General features: G+C 66.0%; 22 protein-coding genes. 13 read left to right on the forward strand and 9 right to left on the reverse strand.

What is annotated here, in order from left to right; genetic code table 11:
- Position 1 precedes the first annotated feature (1 nt).
- The gene (locus tag POF53_RS20045; RefSeq protein ID WP_203648167.1) at positions 2-1,273 is read right to left on the reverse strand and encodes a glutamate-5-semialdehyde dehydrogenase; all 1,272 of its coding nucleotides are present in this window, start codon (positions 1,271-1,273) and stop codon (positions 2-4) included.
- Positions 1,274-1,578: 305 nt separating this feature from the next.
- On the opposite strand from POF53_RS20045, the gene POF53_RS20050 reads away from it, so the two are divergent.
- Positions 1,579-2,271: a DNA-3-methyladenine glycosylase gene (locus POF53_RS20050; protein ID WP_254464909.1), complete on the forward strand. Its 693-nt coding sequence runs from the start codon at positions 1,579-1,581 to the stop codon at positions 2,269-2,271.
- 3 nt (positions 2,272-2,274) lie between these two features.
- Positions 2,275-3,591, forward strand: coding sequence for a bifunctional DedA family/phosphatase PAP2 family protein (locus POF53_RS20055; protein ID WP_203648169.1), 1,317 nt, complete (start codon positions 2,275-2,277; stop codon positions 3,589-3,591).
- Positions 3,592-3,758: 167 nt separating this feature from the next.
- Here POF53_RS20055 and POF53_RS20060 read toward each other — a convergent pair whose 3' ends face one another.
- From POF53_RS20060 to POF53_RS20070, 3 genes are read right to left on the reverse strand one after another with little or no spacing between them, the layout of a single operon-like run.
- Complete coding sequence (locus POF53_RS20060; protein WP_203648170.1) at positions 3,759-4,349, reverse strand: LON peptidase substrate-binding domain-containing protein; 591 nt, start codon at positions 4,347-4,349, stop codon at positions 3,759-3,761.
- A gap of 9 nt (positions 4,350-4,358) precedes the next feature.
- Complete coding sequence (locus tag POF53_RS20065) at positions 4,359-5,075, reverse strand: LrgB family protein (protein WP_203648171.1); 717 nt, start codon at positions 5,073-5,075, stop codon at positions 4,359-4,361.
- On the reverse strand, positions 5,072-5,434 hold the full coding sequence (locus POF53_RS20070; RefSeq protein ID WP_203648172.1) for a CidA/LrgA family protein: 363 nt from the start codon (positions 5,432-5,434) through the stop codon (positions 5,072-5,074). Before POF53_RS20070 ends, POF53_RS20065 begins: the two co-directional genes overlap by 4 nt.
- 151 nt (positions 5,435-5,585) lie before the next feature.
- On the opposite strand from POF53_RS20070, the gene POF53_RS20075 reads away from it, so the two are divergent.
- The 3 genes from POF53_RS20075 (at position 5,586) to POF53_RS20085 (ending at position 8,535) form a co-directional block, all read left to right on the forward strand.
- The gene (locus POF53_RS20075; RefSeq protein ID WP_110737952.1) at positions 5,586-6,041 is read left to right on the forward strand and encodes a MaoC family dehydratase; all 456 of its coding nucleotides are present in this window, start codon (positions 5,586-5,588) and stop codon (positions 6,039-6,041) included.
- An 88-nt stretch (positions 6,042-6,129) separates the two neighbouring features.
- Positions 6,130-7,863, forward strand: coding sequence for a C13 family peptidase (locus POF53_RS20080; protein ID WP_498969132.1), 1,734 nt, complete (start codon positions 6,130-6,132; stop codon positions 7,861-7,863).
- Positions 7,864-7,890: 27 nt separating this feature from the next.
- Positions 7,891-8,535, forward strand: coding sequence for an oxidoreductase (locus POF53_RS20085; protein WP_498969134.1), 645 nt, complete (start codon positions 7,891-7,893; stop codon positions 8,533-8,535).
- A gap of 90 nt (positions 8,536-8,625) precedes the next feature.
- Here POF53_RS20085 and POF53_RS20090 read toward each other — a convergent pair whose 3' ends face one another.
- From POF53_RS20090 to POF53_RS20105, 4 genes are all read right to left on the reverse strand, one after another.
- Entirely contained in the window at positions 8,626-8,904 is a 279-nt protein-coding gene (locus POF53_RS20090) for a YceK/YidQ family lipoprotein (RefSeq protein WP_498969151.1), read from the reverse strand.
- Between the two features lie 5 nt (positions 8,905-8,909).
- Complete coding sequence (gene ubiX / locus POF53_RS20095) at positions 8,910-9,539, reverse strand: flavin prenyltransferase UbiX (RefSeq protein WP_198744903.1); 630 nt, start codon at positions 9,537-9,539, stop codon at positions 8,910-8,912.
- Positions 9,536-10,885 (reverse strand): UDP-N-acetylmuramate:L-alanyl-gamma-D-glutamyl-meso-diaminopimelate ligase, encoded by a 1,350-nt coding sequence (gene mpl / locus POF53_RS20100; RefSeq protein ID WP_232857390.1) that lies wholly within the window; start codon positions 10,883-10,885, stop codon positions 9,536-9,538. The genes ubiX and mpl overlap by 4 nt, the downstream gene beginning before the upstream one ends.
- Positions 10,886-10,951: 66 nt before the next feature.
- A complete protein-coding gene (locus tag POF53_RS20105) occupies positions 10,952-12,928 on the reverse strand; it encodes a sigma-54-dependent Fis family transcriptional regulator (RefSeq protein ID WP_498969136.1) in 1,977 nt (658 codons plus the stop codon).
- Between the two features lie 267 nt (positions 12,929-13,195).
- Between POF53_RS20105 and exaC the strand changes: the two genes are divergently transcribed.
- The 8 genes from exaC (at position 13,196) to ppa (ending at position 21,690) form a co-directional block, all read left to right on the forward strand.
- Positions 13,196-14,716: an acetaldehyde dehydrogenase ExaC gene (gene exaC, locus POF53_RS20110; RefSeq protein WP_203648175.1), complete on the forward strand. Its 1,521-nt coding sequence runs from the start codon at positions 13,196-13,198 to the stop codon at positions 14,714-14,716.
- 229 nt (positions 14,717-14,945) lie between these two features.
- Entirely contained in the window at positions 14,946-16,394 is a 1,449-nt protein-coding gene (gene eat, locus POF53_RS20115) for an ethanolamine permease (protein WP_028690369.1), read from the forward strand.
- A 49-nt stretch (positions 16,395-16,443) separates the two neighbouring features.
- Positions 16,444-17,838 carry an ethanolamine ammonia-lyase subunit EutB gene (locus POF53_RS20120; RefSeq protein WP_203648176.1) on the forward strand — a complete coding sequence of 465 codons (1,395 nt, stop codon included), beginning with the start codon at positions 16,444-16,446 and terminating at the stop codon, positions 17,836-17,838.
- 2 nt (positions 17,839-17,840) lie between these two features.
- Positions 17,841-18,665: an ethanolamine ammonia-lyase subunit EutC gene (gene eutC, locus POF53_RS20125; RefSeq protein WP_498969140.1), complete on the forward strand. Its 825-nt coding sequence runs from the start codon at positions 17,841-17,843 to the stop codon at positions 18,663-18,665.
- A gap of 107 nt (positions 18,666-18,772) precedes the next feature.
- A complete protein-coding gene (locus POF53_RS20130; RefSeq protein WP_110737966.1) occupies positions 18,773-19,231 on the forward strand; it encodes a GNAT family N-acetyltransferase in 459 nt (152 codons plus the stop codon).
- A 368-nt stretch (positions 19,232-19,599) separates the two neighbouring features.
- Positions 19,600-20,247: a DedA family protein gene (locus POF53_RS20135; RefSeq protein ID WP_232857393.1), complete on the forward strand. Its 648-nt coding sequence runs from the start codon at positions 19,600-19,602 to the stop codon at positions 20,245-20,247.
- 7 nt (positions 20,248-20,254) lie between these two features.
- Positions 20,255-21,070 (forward strand): M90 family metallopeptidase, encoded by an 816-nt coding sequence (locus POF53_RS20140; protein ID WP_203648180.1) that lies wholly within the window; start codon positions 20,255-20,257, stop codon positions 21,068-21,070.
- A gap of 92 nt (positions 21,071-21,162) precedes the next feature.
- Positions 21,163-21,690: an inorganic diphosphatase gene (ppa, locus tag POF53_RS20145; RefSeq protein ID WP_203648181.1), complete on the forward strand. Its 528-nt coding sequence runs from the start codon at positions 21,163-21,165 to the stop codon at positions 21,688-21,690.
- Positions 21,691-21,783: 93 nt separating this feature from the next.
- On the opposite strand, the gene POF53_RS20150 is transcribed toward ppa, so the two are convergent.
- On the reverse strand, positions 21,784-23,637 hold the full coding sequence (locus POF53_RS20150) for a methyl-accepting chemotaxis protein (RefSeq protein ID WP_498969143.1): 1,854 nt from the start codon (positions 23,635-23,637) through the stop codon (positions 21,784-21,786).
- Positions 23,638-23,893: the final 256 nt, after the last annotated feature.

The raw sequence follows: 23,893 nt of genomic DNA on the forward strand, positions 1-23,893 counted from the left end.
CTCAGCACGACTCCTGGCCGCGCAGCTGGCCGTCGCCGATCACCACGTACTTCTCGCAGGTCAGGCCTTCCAGGCCGACCGGGCCGCGGGCGTGCAGCTTGTCGGTGGAGATGCCGATTTCCGCGCCCAGGCCGTACTCGAAGCCATCGGCGAAGCAGGTCGGGGTGTTGAGCATGACCGACGCCGAGTCTACCTCGGCGATGAAACGCCGGGACTGGCCCTGGTGCTCGGTAATGATCGAGTCGGTGTGGTGCGAGCCGTAGTGGTTGATGTGTTCGATGGCCTGCTCCAGGCCGTCGACGACGCGGATCGACAGGATCGCGTCAAGGTATTCGGTGTGCCAGTCGTCTTCACTGGCCGGCTTGGCGTCGATGATCGCCCGGGTGCGCTCGCAGCCGCGCAGCTCGACGCCCTTGTCGTGGAATCGGCGGGCCATTTCCGGCAGGAAGCGCTCGGCCACGGCCTGGTCCACCAACAGGGTTTCCATGGCGCCACAGATGCCGTAGCGGTAGGTCTTGGCGTTGAAGGCCACGCGCCATGCCTTGTCCAGGTCGGCATGGGCATCGACGAAGACATGGCAGATGCCGTCCAGATGCTTGATTACCGGTACCCGGGCGTCGCGACTGATGCGCTCGATCAGGCCACGGCCGCCACGCGGGACAATCACATCGACGAATTCCGGCATGCTGATCAGCGCGCCCACGGCCTCGCGGTCGGTGGTCTCGACCACTTGCACCACCGCCGGCGGCAGGCCGGCCTCGGCCAGGCCGCGCTGGATGCAGGCGGCGATGGCGCGGTTGGAGTGGATGGCCTCGGAGCCGCCGCGCAGGATGGTGGCGTTGCCCGACTTCAGACACAGGCTGGCGGCGTCGATGGTCACGTTGGGGCGCGACTCGTAGATGATGCCGATGACACCCAGCGGCACGCGCATCTTGCCGACCTGGATGCCCGACGGGCGGTAGCTCATGTCGCGGATGGCACCGACCGGATCCGCCAGGCTGGCCACCTGGCGCAGGCCGGTGATCATGCCGTCGATGCGCGCCGGGGTGAGTGCCAGGCGGTCGAGCAGCGCCGGCTCCAGGCCGTTCTTGCGACCGTTGGCCAGGTCCTGTTCGTTGGCTGCGGTGAGCGCGTCGCGAGCCGCGTCGAGGGCGTCGGCGGCGGCCTGCAGGGCGCGGTTCTTCTGCGCGGTGCTGGCACGGCCGATCACCCGCGAGGCCTCGCGGGCGGCGCGACCCAGGCGGGTCATGTAGTCAAGAACGGACTCGGTCATGGGTTCGGTGTCTTGGCAAAGGGGAAATCGGCTGATTATAACTGGAGCGCTCGGGTACGCCCAGCGGCGGGTGGCGGATGGTCGAAAATGGTGGGGGGAATGTGTTGGAAAGATGTAACGACCCGTATCAGCATTTCCTGCGCCTGATCCGGCCCTTTCGCGGGTAAACCCGCTCCCACAGGCTCTGCGCATAACCTGTGGGAGCGGGTTTACCCGCGAAAGGGCCAATCACCGACTTGGCGATTCAGCCTCGATTAAGCCATTCATTGCTATCATCGCCGCCTCCATAGCCACGAACCGCGCGTATGTCCGTCCCAGCCCCCTGCCCGGCCCGGGCCTTGCCCGACAGCTTCTTCGACCGCGACGCCCAGACCCTCGCCCGCGAGCTGCTGGGCAAGGTCATCCGTCATCGCCACGGCGATCTCTGGCTGGCGGCGCGAATCATCGAGACCGAGGCCTACTACCTCACCGACAAGGGCAGCCACGCCTCCCTGGGCTTCACCGAGAAGCGCAAGGCGCTGTTCCTCGATGGCGGGCACATCTACATGTATTACGCCCGTGGCGGCGATTCACTGAACTTCAGCGCCCAGGGCCCGGGCAACGCGGTGCTGATCAAGTCCGCCTACCCCTGGACCGACGCCATCTCAGACGCCAACAGCCTGGCCCGGATGCAGCTGAACAACCCCGACGCCAGCGGCAACCTGCGCCCACCCGAGCGCCTGTGCAACGGCCAGACCCTGCTGTGCCGGGCCCTGGGCCTGAAGGTGCCGAACTGGGACGCCCGGCGCTTCGACCCCGAGCGCCTGTATGTCGAGGACTGCGCCATACAGGTACCAAGGGTGATCCAGACCACCCGGCTGGGCATCCCCCACGGCCGCGACGAACACCTGCCCTACCGCTTCGTCGATGCCGACTACGCGCGCTTCTGCAGCCGAAACCCGCTGCGCCGCGGCCAGGTCGAAGGCAAAGACTTCTTCATGCTCGAACAAGGAAACTGAACCATGGGCCAATGGCTCGACAGCCTGACCACCTGGCTTGGCGCCAATCCGCAGTGGCTCGGCCTGGCGATCTTCATCGTCGCCTGCGTCGAATGCCTGGCGATCGCCGGCATCATCGTGCCCGGCACCGTGCTGCTGTTCGCCGTCGCCGTGCTGGCCGGCAGCGGCGCCTTCAGCCTCGGCGAGACGCTGTTGCTGGGCTTCCTCGGCGGGATGCTGGGCGATGCGATCTCCTACGGCATCGGCAAGTACTTCCACCAGAACATCCGCCGCCTGCCGCTGCTGCGCAGCCACCCGCAGTGGATCGGCAGCGCCGAGGCGTACTTCCAGCGCTACGGCATTGCCAGCCTGCTGGTCGGCCGCTTCATCGGCCCGCTGCGACCGATGCTGCCGATGGTCGCCGGCATGTTCGACATGCCGCTGCCACGCTTCATCGCCGTGAGCCTGGTGGCCGGCGCCGGCTGGTCGGTAGCCTACCTGCTGCCCGGCTGGGCCACCGGCGCGGCCATGCGCCTGCCACTGCCGGAAGGGTTCTGGCTGGACGCCGGGATCGTCGTCGGCACCCTGGCAGTGCTCATCGGCCTGAGCTTGAGCACCAGCATTCGCGACCAGCGCCACGGCACCCGGCTGATCGCCGCCCTCAGCGGCCTGGCCGTGGCCGCGCTGTTCATCGGCTGGCCATACCTGAGCGAGTTCGACCAGGGCGTGATGACCCTGGTTCAGGAACACCGCAGCCAGGCCATCGACGGCGCCGTGGTGCTGGTCACCCGCCTGGGCGACTTCCGCACCCAGTTCTTCCTGGGCGGCCTGCTCACCGGCTTGCTGCTGCTGGCCCGGCAATGGCGTCACGCCTTGTTCGCCGGCACCGCGCTGATCGGCACGGCCTTGGCCAACGGTACGCTGAAATGGCTGTTCGCCCGCGCCCGCCCCGAGGTGCTGGTCGATCCGCTGACCAGCTACAGCATGCCCAGCGGCCACAGCTCGGCGTCATTCGCCTTCTTCCTGGTGCTGGCGGTGCTGGCCGGACGCGGGCAGCCGCCGCGCATGCGCCTGACCTGGGTCATGCTGGGCTGCCTGCCGGCGCTGGCGATCGCCTTGTCGCGGGTTTACCTGGGCGCGCACTGGCCAACCGATATCCTCGCCGGAGCGTTGCTGGCGTGCTGCGTGTGCGCGGCGAGCCTGACCCTGGTGCAGCATCGCCAGCCGCTGGTGGCGCTGGCGCAACGGGTGTGGTGGCTGGTGCTGCCGGCATGCGTCGCGTTGCTGGCGTTCTTTGCCCTGCACGCGCTGCCAAAGGCGTTGTTGCGCTACCAGTATTGATACAGTCGCAAGTCCCTGTAGGAGCGGCCTTGTGCCGCGAAAGGGCGGCGAAGCGGCCCCGGGATTTCAGCGCTAAAGCAAAAATCGCCGGGGCCGCGTTGCGCCCCTTTCGCGGCACAAGGCCGCTCCTACAGGGATCGCATGGGCCGCTGGGCGGGCAATCCTGATCAGGCGAACAACTCGCCCTGGATCCGCTCGAGCAACGCCTGGATCGCCTCCAGCCTGAGCTGCGGCGAATCGATGGCCAGCAGGCCGAGCTTATCCTCTTCCATGAACGGCAGCAGGTACGCCAGCTGGTTGCCCAGCGACTGGCGCCCGTCCACGTCGCGCGGCATGTCCAGCGCTTCGACCATCGGGTGCTCGCCCAACGCCAGCAGCAGGGCCAGGAGGTCGTCGTCCTGCTCCAGCAACGGGCTGTCCGCCAGGTCCGGCAGCCATTGCACCTCGGCGAGCATCAGCTGGTCCTTCTGCACCTCGGTCCGCTCGACGCGAAACCGCCGCACGCCCTCGACACGGATGCCCAGCAGGCCGTTGTCCTGCTGCACGAAATCGCGGATCAACGCCTCGCAGCCGAGCGAGGCCACCACTGGCGGCGCCTTGCCCACCTGTTCGCCTTCAAGGATGCACACCACGCCGAAACCGGCGCCCTGCTTCATGCAGCGGCCGATCATGTCCAGGTAGCGCGCCTCGAAGATCTGCAGGTCGAGCAGGCAACCGGGGAACAGCACGGTATTGAGGGGAAACAGCGGTAACGTCATCTCGATTCCTCAAGCCACCAGGCTGACCGCCAACGGCAGGAACACCGCCGTGGCCACCCCCATCAGGCTCATCGCCAGCGCGGCGAAGGCGCCGCATTCGTCACTTTCCTGCAAGGCCACCGAGGTACCCACCGCGTGGGCGGTCACCCCCAGCGCCATGCCTCGCGCCTCCGGGCTGAGCACGCCGCAGCGGGTCAACAGCGCCGGGCCGAAGATCGCGCCGATCACCCCGGTGATCAGCACGAACACCGCGGCCAGGGCCGCCACCCCGCCGATCTGCTCGGCCACCAGCATGGCGATCGGCGAAGTGACCGACTTCGGCGCCATGGTCATCAGGATCATGTGTTCGGCACCGAACCACCACCCCAGCGCCAGGCACGCCACGGTGGCGAACAGGCCTCCGACTACCAGCGTAGTAAATGTCGGCCAGAACAGCTGCCGAATACGCCGCAGGTTGAGGTAGAGCGGCACCGCCAGGGCCACGGTAGCCGGCCCCAGGAGGATGTTCATGATCTCGGTGCTCTTGCGGTACTCGGCGTAGTCGATGCCGCAGGCCAGGAGGATGCCGATCACCACCAGCATCGACACCAGCACCGGCTGCAGGAAGATCCAGCGGGTCCTCTCATAGCCCGCCAGCACCAGCTGGTAGGCGGCCAGGGTGATGCCGATGCCGAACAACGGATGGTGGATGACCGCCTCGAGCGCGCCGTGCCAGTCGAGGATCATGGCTGCTCCTCGCGCCTGCCCTGACGCTGGATCAACTTCTGCATCAGCACGCCGACGAACACCAGGGTCAGCAGGCAGGAAATCAGCAGGGCTCCGACAATGGCCCAGAAGTCAGCGGCGATGTCCCTGGCATAGACCATCACCCCCACCGCCGGCGGCACCAGCAGCAGCGGCAGGTAGCGCAGCAGGCTGCCGGCGGCCTCGTTGAGTGGCTGGCCGACCTCGCCACGGATCATCAGGAAGGCCATCAGCAGCAACAGGCCGATGATGGGCCCGGGCAGGATGGGCAGCAACAGGTGGTTGATCGCCGTTCCCAGCAACTGGAACAGCACCAGCCAGGTCAAACCACGCAACAGCATATGGACCTCCCTCAGAGCATGGCGACCATTATAAGCACGCTAAGCAACTGCCTATAAGGCGATATTCGGCGAAAAGCGGGCAACTTGACTGAAACGGTTCGCCGTGCTGATCTTGCACACTCGTACCAAATGACAATCTGGAGATGTCGCGATGCCCTATGTACCCGTTACAGAGCTTTCGCAGTACGTTGGCAAGGAACTGGGACGTTCCGCCTGGCTGAAGATCGATCAGCAACGCATCAACCTGTTCGCCGAGGCCACTGGCGATTTCCAGTTCATCCATGTCGACCCGGTCAAAGCGGCCAAGACCCCGTTCGGCACCACCATCGCCCATGGTTTTCTCACCCTGTCGTTGATTCCCAAACTGATGGAAGACATCCTCGTGCTGCCCGAAGGGCTGAAGATGGTGGTCAACTACGGCCTGGACAGCGTGCGCTTCATCCAACCGGTGAAGGTCGACAGCCAGGTACGACTGAAGGTCGACCTGACCGACGCCACCGAGAAGAAACCGGGGCAATGGCTGCTCAAGGCCACCGTCACCCTCGAGATCGAAGGCGAAGAAAAACCCGCCTACATCGCCGAACCGCTGTCGCTCTGCTTCGTCTGAGCCGCCCCAGGGGTCGCCACGCGGCCCCGATTCACGCACCTGCGCATTCTGCGGCATACTCGGCGCATCGATTGTCCCGGAACCCGCCATGCGCCGCCTGCTCCCCCTGACCCTGATCCTGCTGCTCGCCGCCTGCGGCGAAGGCGAACCACTGTCGCCCCCGGACGCCCGGCTGCCCGACGGCGGCCGCTACCGCGGCCAGGTGGTTGACGGCCTGCTGCAAGGCGAGGGGCGCATCGACTATCCCAACGGCAGCTGGTACGCCGGCACCTTCAAGGACGGCCAGTGGCATGGCCAGGGCGAATGGCACGGCAGCAACGGCGAGGTCTATCGCGGCCAATTCAGCGAAGGCCTGTTCCAGGGCCTGGGCGACCTGACCACCCCCGGCAGCCATTATGCCGGCACCTTCAAGCATGGCCGCCGCGATGGCGAGGGCACGCTCAAACAAAACGACCAGACCTACCGCGGCCAGTTCAAGGACGACCAGTACGAAGGTGCCGGCCAGCTCGAACTGGCCGACGGCAGCCGCTACCAGGGCCTGTTCGCCAAGGGCAAGCCCAACGGCGCCGGGGTGCGCAGCAACGCCAGCGGCAACCAGTTCGGCGGCCACTTCATCGACGGCCAGCTGCAAGGCGCCGGCACCTACGACAGCGCCGACGGCGAGCAGTACATCGGCGAGTTCAAGGACAACCGCCTCGAAGGCCGGGGTCGCTACGAGAGCGCCGACGGCGACGTCTGGATCGGCGACTTCAAGGATGGGTCGCTGGTCGGCCAGGGCGAACTGCTGGGCAGCGACGGCAGCCGCTACAAGGGTGGTTTTCGCGACTGGCGCTTCGCCGGCAGCGGCACCTTGCAACTGGCCGACGGCAGCCAGTATGTCGGCGGTTTTGCCGACGACGCCTACCATGGTCGCGGCAAGCTGACCCACCCGGACGGACGGGTCGAGAGCGGCACCTGGGTCAACGGCGTGCGGGTGCGCGATGCCCAGGGCAAGCTGCTGCCCGACCCGCTGGACCTGGCCCTGCTCAACCAGGGCAAACTACTGGCCGATGCACTGGCCAAGGTGCCTGCGTCGGTACCGCCTGTGCAGCTGTACAGCCTGGTGGTGGCCGGTGACGGCCAGCAAAGCGTGTTCCTGCGTGAGGCCGACTATGTCAGCAACATGCTCAAGGTGCGCTTCGGCGCCCACGGCCAGGTGACCCTGGTCAATCATCGCGACCATCTGGCCGACCGCCCCATGGCCACACGCGAGAACATCACCCGTGCCGCCCGTACCCTGGCCGAGCGCAGCGGCCCGGAGGACCTGGTGTTCATCTACTTGACCAGCCACGGCAGCCATGACCACCAACTGGTGCTCGACCAGCCGCGCCTGCAACTGGCCGACCTGTCCGCCGACGAACTGGCCAGCGCCCTGGCACCACTGAAGGACCGCGACAAGGTGATCGTCATCTCCGCCTGTTATTCCGGTGGCTATATCGCCCCGCTCAAGGACGACCGCACCCTGGTCATGACCGCCGCGCGCCCCGACCGGGTGTCGTTCGGCTGCTCGGAAGAGGCCGACTTCACCTACTTCGGCGACGCCCTGTTCGCCCAGGCGCTGAACCAGACCGACGACCTGAAACAGGCGTTTGAACTGGCGCGGCAAAGCGTTGCCGAAAGAGAACGAAGGGAGGGCTTCGAAGCCTCGGAGCCACAGCTCTGGGCGCCGCCGCCAGTGATCAGCCACTGGCAGCGCCTGCGCCACCAACAGGCCGAGCAAGCCCTGCGCAATGAAGCCCAGCCAGCTTCGGGGGAACAGGCAAAAAAACCTGGCGCCCACTAAGCTGTGTAGTAACGAGGGAGAGACACCATGTACCTGACGCCTCAACATGTCCTGCTTGCCGGTGCCACGGGTCTGACGGGTGAACACCTGCTGGATCGCCTGCTCAACGAGCCCACCATCAGCCGCGTGCTGGCACCGACCCGCCGCCCCCTGGCCGAGCATCCGCACCTGGAAAACCCGGTGGGCGATCCGGCCGTGTTTCTCCCGCAACTGGCCGGTCGTGTCGATATCGCCTTCTGCTGCCTGGGCACCACGCTCAAGCAGGCAGGCTCGGAAAACGCCTTCCGCGCCGTCGACCTGGACATGGTCGTGGCCTTCAGCAAGCGTGCCCGCGAGATGGGTGCGCGCCACCTGCTGGTGATCAGCGCCCTGGGCGCCGATACGAAATCGTCGGTCTTCTACAACCGGGTCAAGGGCGAGATGGAAGAGGCGCTCAAGCAGCAGGACTGGCCGCAGTTGACCATCGTGCGGCCTTCGTTACTGCTGGGCGAGCGGATCGAGCCGCGCCTGGGTGAACGGATGGCGGCGCCCTTCGCCCGCCTGATACCGGGCAAGTACCGGGGCATCGAGGCCTGCACCCTGGCCCGGGCGCTGTGGCGCCTGGCGCTGGAAGAGGAAGACGGGATCCGGGTGGTCGAGTCGGACGAGTTGAGAAAACTCGGCAAGAAATAGCGTTGACCTGTTATGCCCTTTCGCGGGTAAACCCGCTCCCACAGGTTGTGCACAAGCCCTGTGGGAGCGGGTTTACCCGCGAAAGGGCCGCTACAGACCGCCCGTGGCGTTGAAACCCACCCCCGCCGCAGTCAACAACGACAGCGGCAGCAACAAGGTATCCAGCAACGCGCTCCCCGGCAGGTCCAACCCCGGATAAGCCGGCGCCTCGGCGCCGAAGCGATCTTCGGGACAACAACCGCCATTGATCACGTACAGGTCAAGCCGCGTCCCGGCATACACCACAGGCGCCCCCGGCTTGTTGGCATCGAGGGTGCGCACCGTGGCGCAACCGCCGAGCTGGGCCAGTATCACCAGCCCCGCCAACACCCGCTTCAATCATCGACCCCGTAATGATGCTCGCCCCAGCGCGGCAGCATGTCCTGCGGGATGTTCAGCAGGTTGAGGATGCGCGCCACGACGAAATCGACCAGGTCGTCGATGCTCTGCGGCTGGTGATAGAACCCCGGTGCCGCCGGCAGGATCACCGCGCCCATCTGCGACAGCTTGAGCATGTTCTCCAGGTGGATGGTGGAGAACGGCGCCTCGCGCGGCACCAGGATCAGTTGCCGACGTTCCTTGAGGGTCACGTCGGCGGCGCGCTCGATCAGGTTGTTGCAGGCACCCGTGGCGATCGCCGACAGGGTGCCGGTGGAACAGGGCACCACCACCATCGCCGCCGGCGCGCCGGAGCCCGAGGCCACCGGCGACATCCAGTCCTCCTTGCCGTACACGCGGATCTGCCCGTCGGCCGCGCCGGTGTACTCGGTGAGGAACGCCTGCATGGCCTGGGGCTTGGCCGGCAGCAGCACGTCGGTCTCGGTGGCCATCACCAACTGCGCGGCCTTGGAGATGAGGAAGTGCACCTCGCGGTCCTCGCGCACCAGGCAATCGAGCAGACGCAGGCCATACTGCGCCCCGGAGGCGCCGGTCATGGCCAGGGTGATGCGTTCCGGCCCGCTCACTTCAGCGCCTCGGCCAGCTTGCCGTGCAGGCCGCCGAAGCCGCCGTTGCTCATGATCACCACATGGGTGCCCGGGCGGGCCTGGCCCTTGATGCGCTCGATGATGGCTTCGAGGCTGTCGGCCACCACGCTCGGCACCTTGCACTGCGCGGCGGTGCCCGCCAGGTCCCAGCCCAGGTTGGGCGGCGCGTACCAGATCACCTGGTCGGCGTCGTTGACGCTTTCCGGCAGGCCATCGCGGTGGGCGCCAAGCTTCATGGAGTTGGAGCGCGGCTCGATCACCGCAATCACCGGCGCCTCGCCAACGCGCTTGCGCAGGCCATCGAGGGTGGTGGCAATGGCAGTCGGGTGGTGGGCGAAGTCATCGTAGATGGTCACGCCTTGAACTTCGGCGACCTTCTCCATACGCCGTTTGACGCTCTTGAACGCGCTCAGGCCCTCGATGCCCATGGCCGGGGCCACACCCACATGGCGGGCGGCCGCCAGGGTGGCCAGGGCGTTGGCAACGTTGTGCTGGCCAGTCAGGGCCCAGTCCACCACGCCTTGCGCCTCGTCCTCGAACAGCACCTCGAAGCGCGAACCGTCGGCGCTGAGCAGGCGCGCCTGCCACTGGCCACCAGCTCCGGTGGTCTGCACCGGGGTCCAGCAGCCCATGCCGATCACTCGCTCCAGCGCCTGCTCGGTGGTCGGGTGGATGACCAGGCCTTCGCTCGGGATGGTGCGCACCAGGTGGTGGAACTGCCGCTCGATGGACGCCAGGTCCGGGAAGATGTCCGCGTGATCGAACTCGAGGTTGTTGAGGATCGCGGTGCGCGGGTGGTAGTGCACGAACTTCGAGCGCTTGTCGAAGAAGGCGCTGTCGTATTCGTCGGCCTCGACCACGAAGAACGGTGTGCCGCCCAGGCGCGCCGACACCGAGAAGTTCTGCGGCACGCCGCCGATCAGGAAGCCCGGGCTCATGCCGGCATGCTCCAGGACCCAGGCCAGCATGCTGCTGGTGGTGGTCTTGCCATGGGTACCGGCCACGGCCAGCACCCAGCGGCCCTGCAGCACATGGTCGGCCAGCCACTGCGGGCCGGACACATAGGGCAGGCCCTTGTTCAGCACGTACTCCACCGCCGGGTTGCCCCGCGACATGGCGTTGCCGATCACCACCAGGTCAGGTGCCGGCTCCAGCTGGGCCGGGTCGTAACCCTGGGTCAGCTCGATGCCCTGGGCCTCGAGCTGGGTGCTCATCGGGGGATAGACGTTGGCATCGGAGCCGGTGACGCGGTGGCCCAGTTCCTTGGCCAGCACCGCCAGCGAACCCATGAAAGTGCCGCAAATACCGAGAATATGAATGTGCATGATCGACCTCGCAAAACGTCGAGGCAGGGTAGCCCAGGGCGAGGGAAATCGCACTCGCTGTTTCGCTCAACCAGCCCTGGCGATGCCATGTTTGCGCAGTTTTCGATACAAGGTATTGCGGCTGATGCCCAGGTGTTCGGCGACGCGGGTCAAGTGCCAGCGGTTTGCCTCCAGTACGGCGAGCAATGCATCGCGCTCGGCGTGTAGGAGCGGCCTTGTGCCGCGAAAGGGCTGCGCAGCAGCCCCGGCGATTTCAGCGATATGGTCAGGATCCTGGGGCCGCTCTGCGGCCCTTTCGCGGCACAAGGCCGCTCCTACAGAGGGCGCGCCATGGCGGACAATTGCAGGGAGATCGGAAAACTCGATGTGCGCACCTTCGCACAACGCCACCACGGTACGCAGTACATTCCTCATCTGCCGCACGTTACCCGGCCAGGTGAAGTCCAGCAACGCCTGGCGGGCGGCCGGGTCGAGGCCGACGGGTTGGCCCTCGGCCTCCTGCGCCAGCAGGAAATCGAGCAACTGCGCCTTGTCGCTACGCTCGCGCAGCGCCGGCAGTGCAACCTCGAGGCCATTGAGGCGGTAATAGAGATCTTCGCGAAAGCCCCCCTGTTCAACCCGTTCCAGCAGGTCACGGTGGGTGGCGCTGACGATCCGCACATCCACCGCCTGCGGCTCGCCACCGATGGGCACCACCTGGCGTTCTTCGAGCACCCGCAGCAGGCGGGTCTGTAGCGCCAGCGGCATATCGCCGATCTCGTCCAGCAGCAAGGTGCCGCCATCGGCCTGCAACAGCTTGCCGCGCATGCCCTCCTTGCGCGCGCCGGTGAAGCTGCCGCCGCGATAGCCGAACAGCTCGCTCTCAATCAGGCTCTCGGGAATCGACGCGCAGTTGATCGCCACGAACGGCTTGTGCCGGCGCGAGCTGGCCTGGTGCACGGCCTGGGCGAAGGCCTCCTTGCCGCAGCCGGTCTCGCCGCGCAGCAGCAGCGGCACATCACGCTCGAACACCCGCACGGCGCGGCGAAAGTCCTCGCGCAGGGCCGGGTCGAGCAGGCAGATGCCGGGGTCGCTGGCCCGGGGCAAGGCCACCGGCACTGACCACACCGGCGTTCGGGCCTGGCCGCGCAAGCTGGCGAACACCTGGCGGCCATCGCGGGTGTGCAGCGGCCAGGCGCTGCTGCCCTGGGGCGTGGCGCGACTGAACAGCTCGTCGTGGCTGCAGGCGAAGAACCTGTCCAGGGGCTTGCCCAGCACGCCGCCTCGGATGGTCCCCAGCAGGTTCAAGGCGCTCTGGTTGGCGGCGCAAATCCGCCCGTCGCCATCGACGGCAAGCAACCCTTCGCTGAACAGGCCGACCGACTCGGCCTGCAGGTGGAAGCGCAGCAGCCACTGCTGCTCGAAATGACGCAGGAAATAACAGCTTTCGATCATCTTCGCCGACAGGTTGACCAGGGCCATGGTGTGGAACTGGCTCTGGCGCGAAACATCCGGCCGTGCCGATGACACGTCGAGTACCCCCAGCAGTTCACCGTGGGGGTCGAATACCGGGCTGGCCGAGCAGGTCAGGCCGGTATGGCGGCCACGAAAGTGCTCGTCCTGGTGAATGGTCAGGGCCTGGCGCTCGACCAGGCAGGTGCCGATGCCGTTGGTGCCCTCGCGGGCTTCGCTCCAGTCGGCGCCCAGCCACAGCCCGGCGCGCTCGAAGATGCGCCGCTCGCCGGGGGCGGTGACGCAGTTGAGGATCACCCCGCGGGCGTCGGTCAGCAACACCGCGTGCCCGCTGCCGGAGAGCTGCTGGTGCAGGCTGTTCATCTCGTTGTCGGCGATCTGCAGCACCTGGCGCAGGCGCTCGCGGCTCTCCAGCAGGCGGCCGTGCTCGAGCACCACCGGGGCCTGGGCCCGTGCCGGGTCGAGGTGGTAGTCCTCCAGGCAGCGCAGCCAGGAGCGGGCGATCGACGGGTCGCTGCCCGGCCCGCTGGCCTGGCCGTGGGCGACCGTGAGCACTTGCTGGGCATGGCGGCTGAACGGGTTGCTCTGCATTTGTAGTTGTTCTCCGCAGATAGAGCGTGTCGCCAGCATCCTCCAGGCGGGAACGCTTTGCAATGGTGCACTGACCCTGCGGTCACGACCCGTGTCGCAAACGGTACAAAGTGTCACCCAGGCCGTACCGGCCTTGGCACAGAGCATGGCCAACCGCTTACCGCCCTTGACCCAAGTCATTGATACACAAGGACCTCCAGGCGCTGGCCCGACCTTTGCTCTACGCTAGGAAACTCCGCAACAATCACAACGACCAGGAGACACACCATGCGTTACGCACATCCCGGTACCGAGGGCGCGAAGGTTTCCTTCAAGAGCCGCTACGGCAACTACATCGGTGGTGAGTTCGTTCCTCCGGTAAAGGGTGAGTACTTCACCAACACCTCGCCGGTGAACGGCCAGGCGATCGCCGAGTTCCCCCGCTCCAGCGCCGAAGACATCGAAAAGGCCCTCGACGCCGCCCATGCCGCCGCCGACGCCTGGGGCCGCACCTCGGTGCAGGACCGCTCCAACGTCCTGCTGCGCATCGCCGATCGCATCGAGCAGAACCTCGAACTGCTGGCCATCACCGAGACCTGGGACAACGGCAAGCCGATCCGCGAAACCCTCAACGCCGACATCCCGCTGGCGGTCGATCACTTCCGCTACTTCGCCGGCTGCATCCGCGCCCAGGAAGGCGGCGCCGCCGAGATCAACGAATCCACCGTGGCTTATCACATCCACGAGCCACTGGGCGTGGTCGGGCAGATCATCCCGTGGAACTTCCCGCTGCTGATGGCCGCCTGGAAGCTGGCCCCGGCCCTGGCCGCCGGCAACTGCGTGGTGCTCAAGCCTGCCGAGCAGACGCCGCTGGGCATCACCGTGCTGCTGGAGCTGATCGGCGACCTGCTGCCCAAAGGCGTGCTCAACGTGGTGCAAGGCTATGGCCGCGAGGCCGGTGAAGCCCTGGCCACCAGCAAGCGCATCGCCAAGATCGCCTTCACCGGCTCCACCCCGGTCGGCGCGCATATCATGAAATGCGCCGCCGAGAACATCATCCCGTCCACCGTCGAGCTGGGTGGCAAGTCGCCCAACGTCTACTTCGAGGACATCATGCAGGCCGAGCCGGCCTTCATCGACAAGGCCGCCGAAGGCATGGTGCTGGCGTTCTTCAACCAGGGTGAAGTATGCACCTGCCCGTCGCGCGCCCTGGTGCAGGAGTCGATCTACCCGCAGTTCATGGAAGTGGTGATGAAGAAGGTCCTGCAGATCAAGCGCGGCGACCCGCTGGACACCGACACCATGGTCGGCGCCCAGGCATCCCAGCAGCAGTTCGAGAAGATCCAGTCGTACCTGAAGATTGCCCAGGAAGAAGGCGCCGAGCTGCTCACCGGCGGCAAGGTGGAGCAGCTCGAAGGCGCGCTGGCCAGCGGGTACTACATCCAGCCGACCCTGCTCAAGGGCAACAACAAGATGCGCGTGTTCCAGGAAGAAATCTTCGGCCCGGTGGTCAGCGTCACCACCTTCAAGGACGAAGCCGAGGCCCTGGCCATCGCCAACGACACCGAGTTCGGCCTCGGTGCCGGCGTGTGGACCCGTGACATCAACCGCGCCTACCGCATGGGCCGCGGTATCAAGGCCGGCCGCGTGTGGACCAACTGCTACCACCTGTACCCGGCGCACGCCGCGTTCGGTGGCTACAAGAAGTCCGGCGTCGGCCGTGAAACCCACAAGATGATGCTCGACCACTACCAGCAGACCAAGAACCTGCTGGTGAGCTACGACATCAACCCGCTGGGCTTCTTCTAAACCGCGTCGCCCTTTTCGCGGGTAAACCCGCTCCCACAGATACAGCATAAAATTCAAAATCAGTGCCGAATCTGTGGGAGCGGGCTTGCCCGCGAAGAGGCCAGACCTGCACAAACCAGAAACCAGGGCGGTTCCCGTGCATCAACCGCTCTGGCCCGCTTCCTGCAAAACGAATCACCAGTGGCCGGCAGTCCCTCCGGCAACCTAAGAAAAACAACAGGTGAACCCTATGCCAAGCGATCATTCCGGCAGCGCGCCGGCGAGTTCCTCCGTCGACTTCGAAAAAGTCGGATCGGACTATTTCCAGCAACGTGAACTGAAAAAAGGCGCCGCCGGCTGGGTCCTGCTGGTGGGCCTGGGCGTGGCCTACGTGATCTCCGGCGACTATGCCGGCTGGAACTTCGGCCTGGCCCAGGGTGGCTGGGGCGGCATGTTCCTCGCCACCCTGCTGATGGCCACCATGTACCTGTGCATGTGCTTCTCCCTGGCCGAACTTTCGTCGATGATCCCCACCGCCGGCGGCGGCTATGGCTTTGCCCGCAGCGCCTTCGGCCCCTGGGGCGGGTTCCTCACCGGCACGGCGATCCTCATCGAGTACGCCATTGCCCCCGCAGCCATCGCCGTGTTCATCGGCGCCTACTGCCAGTCGCTGTTCGGTATCGGCGGCTGGATGATCTACCTGGCCTTCTACATCGTGTTCATCGGCATCCACATCTTCGGGGTTGGCGAGGCGCTGAAGCTGATGTTCATCATCACCGCCGTCGCCGCCATCGCCCTGGCGGTGTTCCTGATCGGCATGGTGCCCCATTTCGATGCAGCCAACCTGTTCGACATCGCCAAGACTGACGCCGTGGGTGCCAGCAGCTTCCTGCCGTTCGGCTACGTCGGCGTGTGGGCGGCGATTCCCTACGCAATCTGGTTCTTCCTCGCGGTCGAGGGCGTGCCGCTGGCCGCCGAAGAGACCAAGAACCCGAAACGCGACCTGCCCCGCGGCCTGATCGGCGCGATGCTGGTGCTGCTGGCCTTCGCCCTGCTGATCCTGGTGGTCGGGCCCGGCGGCGCCGGTTCCGAAGCGCTGAAGGCCTCGGGCAACCCGCTGGTCGAGGCGCTGTCCAAGGCCTACGGCGGCTCCACCTGGATGGGCGGCTTCGTCAACCTGGTGGGCCTGGCCGGCCTGATCGCCAGCTTCTTCTCGATCATCTATGCCTATTCGCGGCAGATCTTCGCGCTTTCCCGTGCTGGCTACCTGCCGCGCAAGCTGTCGGAAACCAACAAGAGCAAGGCCCCGGTACTGGCCCTGGTGATCCCCGGCATCATCGGCTTTGCCCTGTCGCTGACCGGCCAGGGCGACCTGCTGATCCTGGTGGCGGTGTTCGGCGCCACGCTGTCCTACGTGCTGATGATGGCCGCGCACATCACCCTGCGCATCCGTCGCCCGAAAATGGAGCGCCCGTACCGCACCCCCGGCGGCATCTTCACCTCGGGCGTGGCCCTGGTGCTGGCCTGTATCGCCGTGGTCGCCGGGTTCCTGGTCGATCCGCGGGTGGTGATTGGCGCTGCGGTGATCTATGCAGTATTAATTGCCTACTTTGCTTTCTACAGCCGTCACCACCTGGTGGCTGGTACCCCGGAAGAGGAATTCGCCGCGATCCAGAAGGCCGAAGAGGCCCTGCACTGATCGCCGACTTGCGCCGCAGGCCAGGCCTGCGGCGCCCTGGAGATTCTGTATGGCAAGTTTCACGCATACGGTGGGCCACCAGGTCTACCGCTTCGACAGCCTCAAAGAGGTGATGGCCAAGGCCAGCCCGGCGCGTTCGGGCGACTACCTGGCGGGGGTCGCCGCCAGCAACGACGGCGAGCGGGTGGCGGCGCAGATGGCCCTGGCCAACATCCCGCTCAAGCACTTCCTCAGCGAGGCGCTGATTCCTTATGAACAGGACGAAGTCACCCGCCTGATCATCGACACCCACGATGCGCAGGCCTTCGCCGCCGTCAGCCACCTGACCGTCGGCGGCCTGCGCGACTGGCTGCTGGGCGAGCAGGCCGACGAGCACAGCCTGCGGGCCCTGGCGCCAGGCCTGACGCCGGAAATGGCGGCGGCGGTATCGAAGATCATGCGCGTGCAGGACCTGGTGCTGGTGGCGCAGAAAATCCGCGTGGTCACCGCCTTTCGCGGCACCATGGGGCTGCGCGGGCGGCTGTCGACGCGCCTGCAGCCCAACCACCCGACCGACGAACCGGCCGGCATCGCCGCGAGCATCCTCGACGGCCTGCTGTACGGCAACGGCGACGCCATGATCGGCATCAACCCGGCCACCGACAGCATCGCCTCGATCTGCGCGCTGCTGGAGATGCTCGACGCGATCATCCAGCGCTACGACATCCCCACCCAGTCCTGTGTGCTGACCCACGTCACCACCTCGATCGAGGCGATCAACCGTGGCGTGCCGCTGGACCTGGTGTTCCAGTCCATCGCCGGCACCGAGGCGGCCAACGCCGGCTTCGGCATCAACCTCAACGTGCTCCAGGAAGGCTACGAGGCGGGCCTGTCGCTCAAGCGCGGCACGCTCGGGCAGAACCTGATGTACTTCGAGACCGGCCAGGGCAGCGCGCTGTCGGCCAACGCCCACCACGGCGTCGACCAGCAGACCTGCGAGACCCGCGCCTACGCCGTGGCCCGCCACTTCAAGCCGTTCCTGGTCAACACCGTGGTCGGCTTCATCGGCCCGGAATACCTGTACAACGGCAAGCAGATCATCCGCGCCGGTCTCGAGGACCACTTCTGCGGCAAGCTGCTGGGCGTGCCGATGGGCTGCGACATCTGCTACACCAACCACGCCGAGGCCGACCAGGACGACATGGACACCCTGCTGACCCTGCTGGGCGTGGCCGGGATCAACTTCATCATGGGCATCCCCGGCTCCGACGACATCATGCTCAACTACCAGACCACCTCGTTCCACGACGCGCTCTACGCGCGCCAGACCCTGGGCCTGAAGCCCGGGCCGGAATTCGAGGCGTGGCTGGAGCGCACCGGCATCTTCACCCAGGCCGACGGCCGCATCCGCTTCGGCGACAACCTGCCGCCGGCCTTCCGCCAGGCCCTGGCACAGCTGGCCTAGAGGTGACCATGGAACGACACGCCCCCACCCCGGACAATCCCTGGCTGGCCCTGCGCAACCTCACCCCGGCGCGCATCGCCCTCGGCCGCACCGGCATCAGCCTGCCGACCGGCGCCCAGCTGGACTTCCAGTTCGCCCACGCCCAGGCCCGCGATGCCGTGCACCTGCCGTTCGACCACATTGGCCTGCGCCAGCAGCTTGGCGAGCGCGGCCGCGACAGCCTGCTACTGCACAGCGCCGCCAGCGACCGCCACCAGTACCTGCAACGCCCGGACCTTGGCCGGCGCCTGCACGAGGACTCGGCGCAGCGCCTGCGCGAGCATGCCCAGGCCAACCCCGGCGACGTAGACCTGGCGATCGTCGTCGCCGATGGTCTGTCGGCGTTGGCCGTGCACCGCCACACCCTGCCCTTCCTGAGCCGCTTCGAGGAGCAGGCCGCCGCCGATGGCTGGACCAGCGCCCCGGTTATATTGGTGGAGCAAGGCCGGGTCGCGGTGGCCGACGAAGTCGGTGAGCTGCTTGGCGCACGCATGACAGTCATGTTGATCGGCGAGCGCCCGGGCTTGAGTTCGCCCGACAGCCTGGGGCTGTACTTCACCTACGCGCCCAAGGTCGGCCTGACCGACGCCTACCGCAACTGCATCTCCAATGTGCGCCTGGAGGGCCTGAGCTACGGCATGGCCGCCCACCGCCTGCTGTACCTGATGCGCGAAGCGTGCCGACGCCAGCTGTCGGGGGTGAATCTGAAGGACGAAGCAGAGGTCCATAGTATCGACAGTGAAGAATCCGCCGGAAAAAGCTCAAACTTCCTGCTCGGTGAAGGGTAAACAACATGTCACGGAAGGCGGATTGCGCTTCTGGCCTGCTTTAGGCAGCATGCCAGAGGACGCTGCAGGCAATCCGCCGTATCCCCAATGGACTCAGAGGCCCGCCCATGCGCATCATCCAGGCAACCTTGGAACACCTCGACCTGCTCACCCCGCTGTTCGTGAAATATCGCGAGTTTTATGGGCAATTGCCTTACCCGGACAGCTCACGATCCTTCCTCGAGAAGCGCCTCAAGCGTAAAGAGTCGATTATCTACCTGGCCCTGCCGGATGACGGCGATGATCGCCTGCTGGGCTTCTGCCAGCTGTACCCGAGCTTCTCCTCGCTGTCACTCAAGCGCGTGTGGATCCTCAATGACATCTACGTGGCCGAGGACTCACGACGCATGCTGGTAGCGGACAACCTGATGCGCGAGGCCAAGAAGATGGCCAAGCAATCCAACGCCGTGCGCATGCGCGTGTCCACCAGCAGCGACAACGAAGTGGCGCGCAAGACTTATGAGTCCATGGGTTTTCGCAAGGACACCGAGTTCGAGAACTATATCTTGCCGATCAGTCAGGATTGAGCGATGCACGGGGCCACCGGCATACAAGATGACCGTACACGTACGCCTGTAGGAGCGGCCTTGCCGAGGCGTCGGACCGGCCGGAAAGGGGCGCGAAGCGGCCCCGGGATTTTGGATGCACCAACAATCGTCGGGGCTGCTCCGCAGCCCTTTCGCGGCACAAGGCCGCTCCTACAGAGAATGCGCCTGGTCTGAAAGAGTCGTAACCCCTCGCTACAAACTCTCCGGGCACAATCCGGACTTCGCCGTATAATCCCCTTCCTGTCATGTGCGAAAAGTTACCCGCCTAGCCGGTAAACCTTCCCCAACCATGGCGCTGTCCGTCATCGCGCGCCCGTAGTAGCGGGTCAAGAACACAGGTGCTGTACATGGATTTCAACCCGCTGGACCTCATCCTGCATCTCGATGCCTACCTCGATCTGCTGGTCAACAACTACGGTCCCTGGATCTATGCCATCCTCTTCGCCGTGATCTTCTGCGAGACCGGCCTGGTGGTGATGCCGTTCCTGCCGGGCGACTCGCTGCTGTTCATCGCCGGCGCCGTGGCCGCTGGCGGCGGCATGGATCCGGTGCTGCTGGCCGGCCTGCTGATGACTGCGGCGATCCTCGGCGACAGCACCAACTACGTGATCGGGCGCACGGCGGGCGAACGCCTGTTCCGCAACCCCAACTCGAAGATCTTCCGCCAGGACTACCTGCAGCGCACCCACGAGTTCTATGAACGCCATGGCGGCAAGACCGTCACCCTGGCGCGCTTCCTGCCGATCCTGCGCACCTTCGCGCCGTTCGTCGCCGGCATCGCCCACATGCACTACCCGCGCTTCCTGGCCTTCAGCGTGGCCGGTTCGCTGCTGTGGGTGGGCGGCCTGGTGACCCTGGGCTACTTCTTCGGCAACGTGCCGTTCATCAAGCAGCACCTGTCGCTGATGGTGGTCGCCATCATCATCCTGTCGCTGGTGCCGATGATCCTCGGCCTGCTGCGCGGTCGCTTCAGCCGCACGGCCAAGGCCCACTGACCAGCGCATGTGGTCGTTCAGCGCCTGGCGCCGCCGGCGCACCCTGGCCCGTTATCCAGTCGACCCGCGCATGTGGCAGGTGGTCCGCGAGCGCCTGCCGCTGCTGGATGGTATCAGCGACGAGGAAGACCGCTGGCTGCGTGAAGCCAGCGTGCTGTTCCTGCATGACAAGCACCTGACTACCCTGCCGGGCGTCGAGCTGGACGACGAGCAGCGCCTGTTCCTCGCCGCCCAGGCCCAATTGCCGCTGCTGCACCTGGGCGAGCTGAACTGGTACCAGGGCTTCCACGAGATCATCCTCTACCCCGACGACTTCAAGAGCCCTCAGCGCCACCGCGACGCCAGCGGCGTCGAGCACGTGTGGGATGCCGAGCACAGTGGCGAAGCCTGGCAGCAGGGCCCGGTGATCCTGGCCTGGCCCGGGGTTCTGGCCAGCGGCGGCTGGGAAGCCTACAACCTGGTGATCCACGAGCTGGCGCACAAGCTGGACATGCTCAACGGCGACGCCAACGGCCTGCCGCCCCTGCACCACGGCATGCGCGTCGAGGACTGGGCCCAGGCCATGCAGCAGGCCTATGACGCGATGAATCGCCAGCTCGATGCCGACCCGGACGCCGAAACGGCCATCGATCCCTACGCCGCGGAAAACCCTGCCGAGTTCTTTGCCGTCACCAGTGAATACTTCTTCAGCGCCCCCGATCTGCTGCACCAGGCTTACCCGCAGGTCTACCAGCAGCTGTCGCTGTTCTATCGCCAGGATCCGCTCGAGCGTCTGATGCACCTTCAGGCCGAACACCCGGACTACCGCGAAAGCCACGCCTGAACGCCCGCACATCAGGCCGGACGTGGCACCCACCGTGGGAATGTGCCTATAATCGCCGCCACTTTTTTGTTCAAACACGGGGGCATTGCCCAATGAGCTACAGCAAGATTCCAGCCGGCAAAGACCTGCCGAACGACATCTACGTCGCCATCGAAATCCCGGCCAACCACGCGCCGATCAAGTACGAGATCGACAAGGACAGCGATGCCCTGTTCGTCGACCGTTTCATGGCCACCCCGATGTTCTACCCGGCCAACTACGGCTACATCCCCAACACCCTGGCCGACGACGGTGATCCGCTGGACGTGCTGGTCGTTACCCCGTACCCGGTTGCCCCAGGCTCGGTGATCCGCGCCCGTCCGGTCGGCATCCTGAACATGACCGACGACGGCGGCGGCGACGCCAAGGTCATCGCTGTTCCGCACGACAAGCTGAGCCAGCTGTACGTTGACGTGAAGGAATACACCGACCTGCCAGCCCTGCTGATCCAGCAGATCGAGCACTTCTTCGCGAACTACAAGGATCTCGAGAAGGGCAAATGGGTCAAGATCGAAGGCTGGGAAGGCGCCGACGCCGCCCGTGCCGCGATCACCAAGTCGGTCGCTGCCTACAAGGGCTGAGCCTGACACAAGAAAAGCCCTGCTTCGGCAGGGCTTTTTCATGGGCGTTCGGCAACGGACATTGCCCAACGCAGGCGCTATAAAGGAGCAATATCAGGCCCTGAACTGCCCCAGGCTGGCCCGCAACTGCGCCGCCAGGTCGTCCAGCACCTTGCTGCTGGCCGTGGTCTGCATCACTACCTCGGCCGAACGCTCAGCCTGGGCATGGATGTTCTCCACCCGCCCACGTACCGCCTGCGCGCCATTGGCCTGCTGCTCCGCCGCACGGGTGGCCAGGCCGATCGCCGCATGCACCTGTTCCACTGCCGCCTGCACCGACTGCTGGCGCCGCTCGTTGTCGCGCAGCACCAGCAGGCCCTCGCTGGCCTGGCGCCCAGCCTGGCTGATGGTCGCCACCGCCTCCTTGGCCCCCTGCTGCAAGGCGGCGATATGCGACTGGATATCCCCGGTCGAACTCTGCGTCTTGCTCGCCAGCGCCCGCACCTCGTCGGCCACCACGGCGAAGCCGCGCCCGGTTTCCCCGGCCCGCGCCGCCTCGATGGCGGCGTTCAGCGCCAACAGATTGGTCTGCTCGGCGATACCATGGATCACCGTCAACACCACCTCGATCTGTTCGCTCTGCTTGGCCAGCCGCTCGATCACCTGGGAGCCGGTCTGTACCTCACCGGCCAGGTTCTCGATCAACCGCGCCAGCTGGGTAGAGGCGCGGCTGTTCTCATCGGTGGCCTGGCGAATGTCCACCACCTGCTGCAACGCCGCCTGCATGGCATGGCTCTCGGCCTGGGCCTCGTCGGCCATGCTCGACAGGTCGCGCAGGCTGGCCGCCACTTCGTCGCGCTGCAGCGCAGCGGCAGCATCGGCCCCCGCGTTGCGCTGGGCCATGCTGCCGATCTCCACGCCAGTGCGCTGTGCCACCTCACCGGCCTCGCGAACGATGGGCTGGAGCTTGTCGACGAAGCGGTTGACCGCCGAGGCCATGTCACCGATCTCGTCACGGCTGTCGAGCTTGACCCGCTTGGTCAGGTCGCCCTCGCCCGCGGCCAGGTCGTTCAGCGCGGCGATCAGCAGGCCGAGCTTGCTCAGTACCCGGCGCCCGAGCACCACCGCCACCACCAGCAGCACGCCCAACCCGACCAGCACCAGGCCCAGGCCGATGCGCCAGCGCAGCTCGGCGGCGGCATCGCGCACGGTCTGCGCGGTATTGGCCTGCATCGCCGTGGCGCTGTTCTGGGCCGTCTCCAACCGCGCGCGCAGGGCCTTGCCGCTGTCGGCGGCGGCAGCCACCAGGCTGTCGCCGACCAGTTGCTCGCCGCTGGCGATCAGTGCGGCGAAGCGCTGGTCGAGGGCCTTGAGCTCCTGGTCGACGCCCGCGGTGGAGACGCCCATCAGCACCTTGCCGATCTCGGCACCGTTGGGGTTGATCGAGGCCTCGACGTAGTACACCGACGGGTCCTTGCGTGCGGCATCCAGCACCTTGTCCAGCGCCCGCTCGCCCTGCCCCTTGTCCATCAACGCCTGGTTGATCGGGTTCTGCCGGTTGAGGTAGCGGGTCAGGTGCTGGCCCTGGGCGTCGTCATAGATGACGAACAGCACGTTGGGATTGCGCTGGGCACGGCGGGCGAAGTCCGACAGCGTCGGCACGTCGTTGTCCCAGATCGCCCGCGGCGCTACCGAGGCCAGCAGCTCGGCCATGTCGTTGGCCGAATCCTTGAGGTTCTTTTCCAAGGTGGCGCGCAATTGCTGCTGCTCGGCCTGCAGCCGCTCGGAAAGGCCGGCGCTTAGGCGCTGGCGGGTACTGGCCGACAGGCTGTCGAGCCCGGCGCGGACATCCTGCCCGGCCTGCTCGAGTTCGGCGGCCAGTTTCTGGCTGTCGTTGCCCAGGCGCGCCCCCAAATCGGCCTCCAGGGCGGTGACCGTGCTCCGTGTCAGTGCAACGGCGACCAGCACCTGCACCAGAAGAGCGATACCAAGCGCAACAAACACAGGCCGCAAGAGGCGGCTTCGTAACAGTGAAAGGATGGCAGACACGTTGTAACCCTCGTGTTTCTGGCGCCATTACTTTGATGGCATCGTCAGAAGCTTCTTACAGCAAGGGTTGTGCCGAAGGCAGCAGGTAAAAATGCCAGGTCGGGCGGCATCTGTACCTGTGACAGAGTTGAAAGCAAAGCAACATCTCTGTGGGAGCGGGTTTACCCGCGAATGC

Source organism: Mitsuaria sp. RG (assembly GCF_028369275.1).
GTDB lineage: Bacteria > Pseudomonadota > Gammaproteobacteria > Pseudomonadales > Pseudomonadaceae > Aquipseudomonas > Aquipseudomonas peradeniyensis.